Source organism: Sphingosinicella xenopeptidilytica (assembly GCF_042676985.1).
Taxonomy (GTDB): domain Bacteria; phylum Pseudomonadota; class Alphaproteobacteria; order Sphingomonadales; family Sphingomonadaceae; genus Sphingosinicella; species Sphingosinicella xenopeptidilytica.
The window spans coordinates 404386-415040 of the sequence record NZ_JBHTIK010000002.1; the positions used below are offsets into that span (position 1 = coordinate 404386).

The 10655-nt window shown below is 67.2% G+C and carries 13 protein-coding genes; 7 read left to right on the forward strand and 6 right to left on the reverse strand.

All coding sequences use genetic code 11. The features are described from left to right. Positions 1-158 precede the first annotated feature (158 nt). Entirely contained in the window at positions 159-680 is a 522-nt protein-coding gene (locus ACFQ00_RS04815; protein ID WP_381486984.1) for a regulatory protein RecX, read from the forward strand. On the opposite strand, the gene ACFQ00_RS04820 is transcribed toward ACFQ00_RS04815, so the two are convergent. The 3 genes from ACFQ00_RS04820 to ACFQ00_RS04830 are packed head-to-tail and all read right to left on the reverse strand — an operon-like array spanning position 671 to position 3758. Next, complete coding sequence (locus ACFQ00_RS04820) at positions 671-2248, reverse strand: NTP transferase domain-containing protein (RefSeq protein ID WP_381486987.1); 1578 nt, start codon at positions 2246-2248, stop codon at positions 671-673. The two genes, ACFQ00_RS04815 and ACFQ00_RS04820, sit on opposite strands and share 10 nt — an antisense overlap. Continuing rightward, on the reverse strand, positions 2245-3165 hold the full coding sequence (locus ACFQ00_RS04825) for an XdhC family protein (RefSeq protein ID WP_381486989.1): 921 nt from the start codon (positions 3163-3165) through the stop codon (positions 2245-2247). The genes ACFQ00_RS04820 and ACFQ00_RS04825 overlap by 4 nt, the downstream gene beginning before the upstream one ends. After that, the gene (locus ACFQ00_RS04830) at positions 3162-3758 is read right to left on the reverse strand and encodes a CoxG family protein (protein WP_381486992.1); all 597 of its coding nucleotides are present in this window, start codon (positions 3756-3758) and stop codon (positions 3162-3164) included. The genes ACFQ00_RS04825 and ACFQ00_RS04830 overlap by 4 nt, the downstream gene beginning before the upstream one ends. Positions 3759-3868: 110 nt before the next feature. Here ACFQ00_RS04830 and ACFQ00_RS04835 point away from each other — a divergent pair, with 110 nt between their 5' ends. From ACFQ00_RS04835 to ACFQ00_RS04860, 6 genes are all read left to right on the forward strand, one after another. Then, the gene (locus ACFQ00_RS04835) at positions 3869-4444 is read left to right on the forward strand and encodes a cold-shock protein (RefSeq protein WP_381486995.1); all 576 of its coding nucleotides are present in this window, start codon (positions 3869-3871) and stop codon (positions 4442-4444) included. 10 nt (positions 4445-4454) lie between these two features. Further along, positions 4455-4988 (forward strand): DUF192 domain-containing protein, encoded by a 534-nt coding sequence (locus ACFQ00_RS04840; RefSeq protein ID WP_381486997.1) that lies wholly within the window; start codon positions 4455-4457, stop codon positions 4986-4988. Positions 4989-5025: 37 nt separating this feature from the next. Then, positions 5026-5418, forward strand: coding sequence for an NADH:ubiquinone oxidoreductase subunit NDUFA12 (locus tag ACFQ00_RS04845; RefSeq protein ID WP_381487000.1), 393 nt, complete (start codon positions 5026-5028; stop codon positions 5416-5418). Beyond that, the gene (gene mlaD, locus ACFQ00_RS04850; RefSeq protein ID WP_381487003.1) at positions 5415-5924 is read left to right on the forward strand and encodes an outer membrane lipid asymmetry maintenance protein MlaD; all 510 of its coding nucleotides are present in this window, start codon (positions 5415-5417) and stop codon (positions 5922-5924) included. The genes ACFQ00_RS04845 and mlaD overlap by 4 nt, the downstream gene beginning before the upstream one ends. Then, positions 5921-6472 carry a DUF2155 domain-containing protein gene (locus tag ACFQ00_RS04855; protein WP_381487006.1) on the forward strand — a complete coding sequence of 184 codons (552 nt, stop codon included), beginning with the start codon at positions 5921-5923 and terminating at the stop codon, positions 6470-6472. Before mlaD ends, ACFQ00_RS04855 begins: the two co-directional genes overlap by 4 nt. An 84-nt stretch (positions 6473-6556) precedes the next feature. Continuing rightward, on the forward strand, positions 6557-8206 hold the full coding sequence (locus tag ACFQ00_RS04860) for a hypothetical protein (protein ID WP_381487009.1): 1650 nt from the start codon (positions 6557-6559) through the stop codon (positions 8204-8206). Between the two features lie 6 nt (positions 8207-8212). Here ACFQ00_RS04860 and aat read toward each other — a convergent pair whose 3' ends face one another. From aat to plsY, 3 genes are read right to left on the reverse strand one after another with little or no spacing between them, the layout of a single operon-like run. After that, a complete protein-coding gene (gene aat, locus ACFQ00_RS04865) occupies positions 8213-8899 on the reverse strand; it encodes a leucyl/phenylalanyl-tRNA--protein transferase (RefSeq protein WP_381487012.1) in 687 nt (228 codons plus the stop codon). After that, the gene (dprA, locus tag ACFQ00_RS04870; RefSeq protein WP_381487015.1) at positions 8896-9993 is read right to left on the reverse strand and encodes a DNA-processing protein DprA; all 1098 of its coding nucleotides are present in this window, start codon (positions 9991-9993) and stop codon (positions 8896-8898) included. Before dprA ends, aat begins: the two co-directional genes overlap by 4 nt. Further along, positions 9986-10612, reverse strand: a complete 627-nt coding sequence (plsY, locus tag ACFQ00_RS04875) for a glycerol-3-phosphate 1-O-acyltransferase PlsY (protein ID WP_381487018.1) — start codon at positions 10610-10612, stop codon at positions 9986-9988. Before plsY ends, dprA begins: the two co-directional genes overlap by 8 nt. Positions 10613-10655: the final 43 nt, after the last annotated feature.

Consider the following 10655-nt stretch of genomic DNA (forward strand, 5'->3'; position numbering starts at 1 on the left):
GAACCTCCTCAGCTCTTCCCGGCGCGGCGACGGCTTTTCCCGCCGCTCATAAACCTCGCCAGATACACGACTCCTTGGCCACTTGCAAAACAGGCCATCGTCAGTCTTTGCCGGAATGTGACGTTCAAAATTGGGTCCGACTATGGCAGGAACATGGCGTGCGCACCGAAAAAAGCCGAAAACCGCCCCGGCCGCTCGATGAGGAGACGCTTCGCGCGCTCGGCCTTCGTTATGTCGAGCGCTACGCGAGCTCGGAAGCGAAGCTCGCGGCCTATCTCGCGCGCAAGCTGCGCGAGCGCGGCTGGGCGGGGGAGCAGCCCGCCGACATCGAAGCCATCGTCGCGCGTTTCGCGGACCTGCGCTACGTCGACGACCGCACGTTCGGGGAGTCGCGGGCGCGGGGTCTCGAACGGCGCGGCTACGGCGCGCGGCGTATCGGGCAGGATCTGCGTGCGGCCGGCCTTGCCGAAGAGCTGCGGGGCGAGATCACGGGCGCGGTCGATGCGCGCGGTGCCGCGATGGCTTATGCGCGCCGCAAACGCTTCGGTCCGTTCGCGCGGGAAGCGCCGGATCGGGCGGTGCGGCAGAAGCAGTTCGCCGCAATGCTGCGCGCAGGCCATGACGCCCGGACCGCCGCCGAGATTCTCGACATGCGCGACGTGGAACTCGATTACGAGTAGCGCGTCCGCGCCGCCGCCAGCGCCTCGGGCGTATCGACATCCATGAAGATCGCGTCGCTCTCAATCGGCACTTCCACGATGTCGTCCGCGAACTCGGCGAGCAACGCCTTGCCGCCCACATCGCCTTCAAGACCGCGCAGCCGCGCGAAATAGCGCCGGCCCCATGCCACCGGGTTGCCACGCTTACCGTTGTGCACGGGCACCGCGATGCGGTTCGCATCCGCCGCGGCGGCGAGGCTTGCGATATGCTCTGCGCTCACCCCCGGCATGTCGCCGAGCATCACCAGCCCTGCCGACCAGTCATCGGGCACGGCGGCGATTCCCGCCGCGAGCGACTGGCTCAGCCCGTCTGCGTAGCGCGCGGCATGGATGCTCGGAAAACCGAATCGATCCGCCATCGCGGCGATCTCGGCCTCTGCATTGCCGGTGACGACGATCGCGGGAAGTCCGGCCTCTTTCACCGCCTCAAGCACGTGCGCGAGCACAGGTTTGCCGCCGAGGTCCGCGAGCAGCTTGTTGGCGCCCATGCGCACCGATCGCCCTGCTGCGAGCACCACGGCGCCTGTGAGGCCGCTCGCGACCGGTTTCGGGCGTGGTTCGGGGCGAGGGACGTCGGCGAGAAGCCCGCCCGCGCCCATGCGGCCGATGTCTGCGCCGGTCACGTCGAGGCCCGCCCACAGCCGCTCCAGAACCCAGTCGAAGCCGTTGCGGCGCGGGCTCCGCGCGCAGCCGGGAAGGCCGATCACCGGTCGCGCGCCGATACGCGCGAGGCACAGGAGATTGCCGGGATCGACCGGCATCCCGAGCCGCAGCACCGCGCCCCCTGCCTGTTCGATCGCGGCGGGGATCACGTCGCGCCGGTCGCTGATCGCCGAGGCGCCGCTGATGAGGACGATGTCGGCGTCCGCCGTCTCCGCGAGCACGGCCGTGAGCGCGTCCGCCGTATGTGCGCAGCGCATTTCGCGCCATGCGGCAAGGCCGAGCGCGACGCAGCGTGCCTCCGTCACCTCGGCGGTTTTCGCGAGCAGCTTGGCGGATGTGCCGGGGAGCGTCGTCTGGATGAAGGCGACGCGGCGCCTGCCGAACAGTGCCAGCCGCAGCACGCCTCGCGCGCTGTCCGCCGCGCTTCGGGTCAGGGGCTCGGGCACGGCGAAGGGGATGATCTTCACCGTTGCGACGATCTCGCCCTTTGCGGCGGGCGCGAACGGCGCGAGCGTTCCCAGCGTTACCGCCTCGTCATGGGCATTCACGGCATCGATCGCGGCGGCTTCCACGAGCAGAAGTCCGGCAGCATCGGCAACGATGTTGGCGCGGCCGTGCGCGGGCGGCTGGGCGGTGAGGCCGGGCCCCGCAGCGGCGGATGCGAGCAGGGCGGCGGCGGCATCCTCGTGCAAATCATCGCTTTCGAGAGCTGCCACGACGAGTTCGGTTAGGCCTGCCGCGCGGGCATCGGCGATGTCCGCCGTATCAAGGCGCTTGCCCTTGGCGATCCGTCGCGCGCCGGTGTGGACCGCGTGGGCGAGATACGCGCCCTCCGCGCGCTCGAGGGGGACGGGGCCGAACTTCACGCGCCGCGCCGCACCGCGATCATCTGGGCGGCGATCGAAAGGGCGATCTCGGCGGGGTTCGCCGCGCCGATGGCAAGCCCGGCGGGGCCATGAACACGTGCTAATGCCGTATCGTTGAATCCGACAGCGGCGAGTCGTTCGCGGCGGATCGCCTGGTTCTTCCGCGATCCGAGCGCGGCGATGTAGAACGCCGGCGAATTCAGCGCTGCGATCAATGCCGGGTCGTCGAGCTTGGGATCGTGGGTCAGCGCCACGATCGCACTCGCGCTGTCCGGCTTCCAGTCGGCGAGCGCTTCATCGGGCCAGCGCGTATCGACGGTGATGTGCGAGAATCGCTCGGCAGCGGCGAAGCTGCCGCGCGGATCGACGACGAGCGGCACATAGCCGAGCAATTCCGCCATCGGCACGAGCGCCTGCGCGATGTGGACCGCGCCGATAATCATCAGGCGCCCGGCCGGCTCATACAGGCGTGCGAAGCCTTCGTGTTCGCCCTCGCGGGAAACGCCATCTGCATCGGTGGTGACGCGTACGCTCTCGCCGTTCGTGAGGGCTTTGCCGAGGCGGTCGGCAAGGGCAGGGGCGAAGCCTTCTTCGGAAACCGGCTGCACCAGCACCGCGATCCGGCCGCCGCACGCAAGGCCGACCTCCCAGGCGCGGGCATCGGCGACGCCGTATTCGAGGCGCCTCGGCGCATTGTCCGCAATCACGTCGGCAGCCGCGGCGATCACGTCGCCCTCCACGCACCCGCCGCTCACAGAGCCTTCGAACAGCCCATCGTCGCGAATCACGAGATGCGCGCCCGTGCGGCGCGGCGCGGAACCCCACGTCTCGATCACCGTGGCGATCGCCGCCTTGTGCCCGGCGGCAATCCAGTTGCGGAGCGTGGCGATCAGCGCGGCGGTGTCGTCTCCGTTCACAGCACCAGCCACAGCACCAGCGCGGCGACGAGCGCGATGACGATGCCGCCCCACGCGGCGGGGGAGAGGCCGGGGGTTTCGTCCGTGCCCTCGGCGAGGTCGACTTCGGGGAGCAAGACCGGCGCGGGTTCCACCGTTTCAACGCTCTCCACCCGTGCCTTGAAGGCGGCGAAGAAGGACTCGGCGTAGGCTTTTGCCGTGCCTTCGATCAGCCGCGCGCCGAGCTGTGCAAGCTTGCCACCCACGGTCGAGCTTGCCCGCCAGGTGAGTCGCGTGCCCCCAGTACCTTCGATGACGGCGTCTTCGAGCCTTACTGAAGCCTTGCCCTTCGCAAAACCGGCGACGCCGCCCTTGCCCTCGCCGGAGATCACATAGGCGTTCGGTGCATCGATTTCGGACAGCTCCACCGCGCCCGTGAACTTCGCGCGCACGGGCCCGACCTTGGCGTTCATCGTGCCTTCGAAGCGGTTTTCCCCTGCGCGCTCAAGCCGTTCCACGCCTTCGATGCAGGCGGCGAGCACATCGGGATCGTTGAGCGCCGCCCAGACCCGTTCGCGCGGCGCTGCGATCAGGGTCTCACCGTTCAGTTCCATCGGCGCAATCCTTTGTCTTGTCGCTTTGAAAATTAACTATATAGTTCGTGATTACGGGGTTTTGTGGTAGCGTTCTTTCTCGGATAATTAAATGTGCGTCGGAGGGGGTAATGGCCGAGCACGCGTTGCTGCCAGAGGGTGAGCACGTGTCCGACCTTGCCGAAGTCGCCGAGGAATTCCGCGTTGATGGCACTGTAAAGTGGTTCGATGCGGTACGGGGATATGGCTTCATCGTTCCCAGTGATGGGAGCGGCGATGTGTTGGTACACTTTTCCACGTTGCGCGAGGTTGGTCGCCGCACGCTTCCTGAAGGCGCGACAGTCGTCTGCATGGCGGTCGCGCGGGAACGGGGCCGGCAGGCGCGACGCATCATTGAACTCGATTTGACCACGGCAATCGGGCCCGATCCCGAACTCGTCGTGCAGCGTGCTGCGTCGCGTGTCGATCCGATGCAGCTCATCGATGATGCCGGCGATTACGAGCGGCTTGAAGTCAAGTGGTTCAACCGCCTGAAAGGCTACGGATTTCTTACGCGCGGCGAAGGCTCGCACGACATCTTCGTGCACATGGAAACCGTGCGCCGCGCGGGCCTCATCGAACTCACGCCGGGCCAGTACGTGATGGCGCGCATCGCGGACGGCGACAAGGGGCCGCTGGCCGTTGCCATCACGGTTGGAGAGGCATAGAGCCCTTTTCATGATTTCCGTTCGTCATCGGCCGTTTCTCGCGGCCATCCTGCTCGCGGCCGCCGTATCGGGTTGCGGCAGCACGCCCTCCGCCGCCACGCAGGAGCCCGCAGCGCAAGCCGCTGGGGAGCCCACGGTCCAGAAGCTTCGCACCATCCCGCTCACCATCGTCACGAACGATGGCAAGCGGCACAGCTACACAGTCGAGGTCGCGCACACGTCGGACGAGCAGGCGCAAGGCCTCATGTATCGCCGCACGATGCCGAAGGATGCGGGCATGATCTTCCCGTTCCCGGCGCCACGCCCGGCGACGTTCTGGATGCGCAACACCTACATCCCACTCGACATGGTGTTCCTGCTTGCCGACGGGCGCATCGAGAGCATCCTCGCCGATGTTCCGCCGCTCAACGAGGCGCAGCGCAGCTCGCTCGGCCCCGTCGCCGCCGTGCTCGAACTCAATGCCGGAGAGGCTGCACGGATCGGCGTGACGCCGGGCGATCTCGTCGAATACGACCTTCGGGACTTGCAAGGCGGCGCGGAATAAGGCTCTAAGGCGCCAACTGAAGTCAGCGGAGCCGGCAATGGGTCTGTTCAAGTCGATTTTCACCTGGTGGGACGGCCCGACGTGGGGAACGCGCTACATGACGCGCTTCCACGGCGAGGAGGTCGGCCAGGACGCGGAGGGCAACCGCTATTTCCGCAAGCCCGGAAAGCGGGTCGAGCGCCGCTGGGTGATCTACAACGGTCTCAACGAGGCGAGCCGCGTGCCTCCCGAATGGCACGGCTGGCTGCACAAATCGACGGACGTGCTGCCGAGCGACTCGAAGCTGCCGCGCAGGACTTGGGAAAAGCCGCACCAGGCGAACCACACCGGCACCGTCGCCGCATGGCACCGGCCGGGCACGCTCGCTAGCGAGGCGCCGCGCGCCCGTGCTACCGGCGACTATGAAGCGTGGAGCCCCGAAGAGGCATGACCGCGCTGTTCCGGCAGAACCTGATCGAAGCGATCGTCGGCGCGCTCGTCGTCGGCATCGCGGTCGTGTTCGTGCTGTTCTCGTATCAGCGCACATCGGGCAATGTCGGCGCGGATCGCTATCGCGTCTCTGCGCTGTTCCCGAACGCCACGGGCGTCGCGGTCGGCACCGATGTGCGCGTCTCCGGCATCAAGGTGGGCTCGGTCGTTGACCAGTCGCTCGATCCGGACACATTCCAAGCGCGGCTTGGCCTTTCGATCGATCAGCGAATCAAGCTGCCGCTCGACAGCAGCGCCGCGATCACCTCCGAAGGTATCCTCGGCGGCAGCTACATTTCGCTCACGCCGGGCGGCGACAGCGAGATGATGCGCGAGGGCGACGAGATCCTCGACACGCAGGGTTCGGTCGACCTGATGACGCTGATCGGCGGCTTCATCAACCAGACCGGCAAGTCTGAAGACAAGGCCGGTGCTGCTTCTGCGCCTGCGGAGACCGCCGCGCCGTGATCCGTTCGGCGGCCCGCGCCGCGCTCGGCATGGTGCTGCTCGCCGCGCCGGCGGCTGCGCAGCCTGCGCCTGCAGCCGAACCGGTGCCAACGCCCGCTCCGACGACTGCGCCCGCCACGCCCAAGCCGGCACCGGCGAAACTTCCGACACCGAACGCGGAGCGCGTGCTCGTGATCGGCGTGCTCGACAAGGTGAGCAGCGAGACGCGCGACCTGACCCTGAAGCCGGGCGAGACCGTGCGCTTCGGCAAGCTCCGCATCGCGGCGCGCACCTGCGAGGCATCGCCGCCGTGGCAGCGTCCCCACACCGGCGCCTTTCTTCAGATCGATGGGCCCGCGCGAGACAACAAGCTGAAACGCCTGTTTTCAGGCTGGCTCTTCGCCGAAAGCCCCTCGCTCAACAGCTTCGACAATGAACGCTACGACGTCTGGGTTAGAAGCTGCGCGATGCGCTTCCCGGAAACCGGCCCGCGCACGGTCGTGGTCGGTAAATCCGCGGCGCCCGTCACGACGACTGCACCCACGCAGCCCGAACGCCCCGCGAACTGATCGTCACGTTCCCGAATCGATCCATAGAGGGTTGCTGGATCAGCAGAATTTCGCGCATATGCCTCTGGCGGACAGGAGGGGCTCATGAGCGTCGAAATCGAGGATCGGGACCGGGTCAACGAGATTCCGAATCCTTACGTGATCGAGAACTGGGCACTGCTCATCGTCGCGGTGACCGCCTTCGTTGCCGGTCTGATGATTCTTCTCGACGGCCGCGCGCAGTGGCTTGCGGCCGGGGCCGGAGCTTCACTCGCGCCGATCCTGATCGGTGTCGCGCTCTGGGGCGTCGCGTTTCGGCTGGCGGCCTCGGCGCTTTCGCAACTGCGCTTCATCCTGCCGGTGGATTATCCGAAATCGCTGTGCCCGGTTGTCGCCGATAACGCGTCTGGCACCAGCAATGCCGCGGAAAACCTGAAAGACCAGATTCGCAAGAACGCGCTTCTGTTCGTGCCGCCGCAGGATGCCGTCAGCAACCTGCTCTACACGCTGGTCAAGGGGATCACGCGCGCACCCATCCAGCTCCAGTATTTCGCGCGCTACAACTTCGGCAATTTCTGCGCGGTCGCGCTTGCGCTCGCGAGCTACCTGTTCAGCCTGTTCCTGATGGGTACGACGCCTTTCGAAAACTGGCTCGGCGTCGCTTACGGTGTCGTCATGGTCATCTGGCTGCTGCGGACGATCAATGCGAATGCCACAGCCGAGGTTTCGATGCGGCCGCTGATCGTCCTCACGGTTTTCGCGATTTTCTTCCCCGTCGTTTTCCTGCTGGTCGGGCAAAGCCTGCCGACGCTCGGCGAGGTCGCGGTGAACTGGCACGTCGGTTTCATGCTGGTGGCGCTGCTCGCGGTTTACGGGCTCTTCCTTGCGGCGGTGAAGAGCCAGCTCGGTTCCGGCGTCAATACGCCGCCCGCGATGAAGCAGGCGGTGCTCTCCGTGAATTTCAACCCTTCCGAACTGATCGGCGAGTTGGAACGGTTGGTGCTGCGATCGAATCCGACGCGGCTGCCGAACCGGCGCTACATCCGTACGCCGTTCCAGCTCGATTCATCCCGCGAGGCGGGTGAGTTCCGGGCCGAGTTCCTCGAAGAGACGCAGCCCGTGAGCGCCGGGCGGCGGGAAACGGCGCAGGAAGTGCTTGGCTCGCCGCGCCGGCTCTGGCTCGTCGTGCTCACGGTGCTGATGACGCTGGCGGGGCTGGCGTGCGTTTTCCTCGTCTATCGTTTCGCCGGTCTGGCGTGGGGCGAAACCGGCACGCTGGAGACCGGGGCATGGGCGATCGTCGCCTATACCATCGCAACGGCCGCACGGCGTGCGGCGCATGTGCTCTGGGGCCGCTTCGATTTCCAGTCCCGGCTGGTCTGGATGGAGCTTACCGGCGTTTACAACACGGCTTCGGCGGCGGTGGGCAACCAGTTCACGGGGAACTACAGCACGCAGAAACGCGTCGTGAATGTCGAAAATCTCACGCTCACGCTCTGGGTGACCGACCTTGAAACGGTTACGTTCGGAAAAGACGGGGATCGCTCGATTTACGGCATGTCCGGCCCGCAGGAGACCGCCGATGCAACGATCGGCGCGCTCGTCCGCTTCTCCGAAGGTCAGTCGATGATCGTTGCGCCGGGCACGGCGGCGGATATGGAGCGCATGAGCGCCCTCAGTGCTTTCAATCAAGGTGCGGGCAGCGCAGCCACGCCGACGCTTCCGGGAATGGAAAAGCGCGAACCCGAAAGCTGATCGTTTTCAGCGCCCGGAACGTAGCGACGCTGCGATACGCGCCCCTGAAATCCCGGCGTCGGCGTCTGTATCAAGCGCGCTAAAATCCGCATCGGCGATGCCGGTCGCGACGCCAAGCAACTGCAGATAGGCTTCGCGGTTGATCTCCACCGCGCCGAGGCTGGCGAGGTGACCCGTCATGAACTGGCAATCGAGCAACCGGAAACCGCCGACGCGCAGCCGGGCGACGAGATGCGCGAGCGCGGCTTTCGATGCGTCGGTGCGGCGGCTGAACATGCTTTCGCCGAAAAACGCGCCGCCGATCCTGACGCCGTAAAGCCCTCCCACGAGCGTTTCGTCCTCCCAGCATTCGACACTGTGCGCGTGGCCGATGCGGTGGAGGAACGTGTAGGCTTCGCGGATCTGCCGGTTGATCCACGTGTCGGCGCGGTCCGGCGCGGGCTCGGCGCAGGCGTCGATCACCGCGTCGAAGGCGCGGTCGACGCTGTGGATGAAACGCTCCTGCTTCAGCGTTTTGGCGAGGCTCCGCGACAGGTGGAAGTTTTCGAGCGGCAGGATGGCGCGCTCGCGCGGCTCCACCCAGAACACGTCCTCGGCGTCGCGGCTTTCCGCCATCGGGAAGATGCCGATCGAATAGGCGCGAAGCAGCAGCTCGGGATCGAGCGCCGCACCGCGCTTCTGCCGCGAACTCATATGAGCGCCACGCGCGCGCCGGCGTGGCGCGCGAGGCGCCCGGCGAGTTCGAGTTCGAGAAGCACGGTCTGCACCACGGCGGGTGGTTCGCCCGACAGGCGGACGAGTTCATCGACGGCGACGGGCGTGAGGCTGAGCAGCGCGGTCACGGCGCCGCGCGCGCTGTCGTCGGCGTCGGTTGGGGGCGGGGCCGAGAAGCGGCTTCCGCCCGCCGCGAGTCGTGCCGCCCCGAAAGGCGCGATCGTCTCGGCGATGTCGGCGGCGGACTGCACGAGCGTTGCGCCGTCGCGGATCAGCTGGTTGCAGCCCTGCGCGCGCGGATCGAGTGGGAAGCCGGGCACCGCCATCACCTCGCGGCCCTGTTCGCCTGCGAAGCGCGCGGTGATGAGCGAGCCAGAGCGCGGTGCGGCCTCCACGACGACGATGCCTGCCGAGAGCCCCGAGATCAGCCGATTGCGGCGCGGGAAGTGGCGTGCTTGCGGTTCGGTGCCGAAGGGCTGCTCGGCGATCACGAGGCCGCGTTCGTAGAGCGCGGCATAAAGCTCGGCATTCTCGGGCGGGTAGATATTGTCGATGCCGCCTGCGATCACGCCGATCGTGCCGCCCGAAAGCGCACCCGCGTGCGCCGCGGCGTCGATACCGCGTGCGAGCCCCGAGACGACGACGATGTCGGCGGCGCCAAGATCGGCGGCAAGCCCCCGCGCGAACCGGATCGCTGCGGCCGACGCATTGCGCGCACCGACGATGCCGATCGTGCGACGGTGCGCGTGCTTGATATCGCCGCGCACGGCAAGCGCGGGCGGCGCGTCCTCGATCTCGGCGAGCAGCGGCGGATAATTGGCCTCGCCGAGGAACACGAGGCGTGCCCCGGCCGCGTCCACGGCTTCCATTTCGCGCTGGACAGCGGCGAGGTTTGCAATCCGGAAGTCACGACGGCCACCACGCCGAGCGAGGTCGGGAAGGGCTTCAAGCGCCGCCGATGCACTTCTGTAACGCGCGGTGAGATGCCGGTAGCTCACCGGCCCCACGTTTTCGCTGCGAATCAGCCGCAGCTTTGCGATGCGTTCGATGTCGCTGCCCGGCCGGTCAGCCATTCGGATCGGGCGCGCCGCCGCGCCCACCGATCTTGCTTTCGGTGCCCGCGCGCAGCTTCGCGATGTTTTCGTCGTGCTTCGCGATCACCAGCACGGCCATGCCCGCGAACAGCAGCGCGGCATCCCAGCGTCCGGCGAGCGCGGGCGCGAGCGGGGTCAGCGTCACCGCCATCAGCCCGGCGAGCGAGGAGTAGCGTGTTACACCCGCGACGAGCAGCCAGACAGCCGCGAAGACGAGCCCCGCGGGCGGATGGATGGCGAGCGCGATGCCGAGCATGGTGGCGACACCCTTGCCGCCGCGGAACAGCAGCCACACCGGAAACAGATGGCCGATGAACGCGCCCATGCCGCCGAGGATGTCGCCGCCGTACGCAAATGTGTGACCGAGCCAGACGGCAAGCGCACCCTTGCCTGCATCGAGCAGCAGGGTCAGCGCCGCAAGGCTCTTGCCGCCGGTGCGCAGCACGTTGGTCGTGCCGATATTGCCCGATCCCATGCGGCGGATATCGCCCATCCCCGCGAGCCGCGTGACGATGAGGCCGAAGGGAATCGCGCCCAGCAGATAGCCGACGACGAACCAGGTCCAGGGGTTGGCCAGAAGGGGCGTGTCGGTGAACATCGGCGCGGAACCTAAACGGAACCCGCGGCGTTCGAAAGCCCCC

Bases quoted from the DNA above. Each gene is read 5' to 3' on its own strand.
- ACFQ00_RS04830 (WP_381486992.1), bottom strand. From the start codon at position 3,758: ATGGAACTGAACGGTGAGACCCTGATCGCAGCGCCGCGCGAACGGGTC.
- ACFQ00_RS04835 (WP_381486995.1), top strand. From the start codon at position 3,869: ATGGCCGAGCACGCGTTGCTGCCAGAGGGTGAGCACGTGTCCGACCTT.
- ACFQ00_RS04840 (WP_381486997.1), top strand. From the start codon at position 4,455: ATGATTTCCGTTCGTCATCGGCCGTTTCTCGCGGCCATCCTGCTCGCG.
- ACFQ00_RS04845 (WP_381487000.1), top strand. From the start codon at position 5,026: ATGGGTCTGTTCAAGTCGATTTTCACCTGGTGGGACGGCCCGACGTGG.
- mlaD (WP_381487003.1), top strand. From the start codon at position 5,415: ATGACCGCGCTGTTCCGGCAGAACCTGATCGAAGCGATCGTCGGCGCG.
- ACFQ00_RS04860 (WP_381487009.1), top strand. From the start codon at position 6,557: ATGAGCGTCGAAATCGAGGATCGGGACCGGGTCAACGAGATTCCGAAT.
- aat (WP_381487012.1), bottom strand. From the start codon at position 8,899: ATGAGTTCGCGGCAGAAGCGCGGTGCGGCGCTCGATCCCGAGCTGCTG.
- dprA (WP_381487015.1), bottom strand. From the start codon at position 9,993: ATGGCTGACCGGCCGGGCAGCGACATCGAACGCATCGCAAAGCTGCGG.
- plsY (WP_381487018.1), bottom strand. From the start codon at position 10,612: ATGTTCACCGACACGCCCCTTCTGGCCAACCCCTGGACCTGGTTCGTC.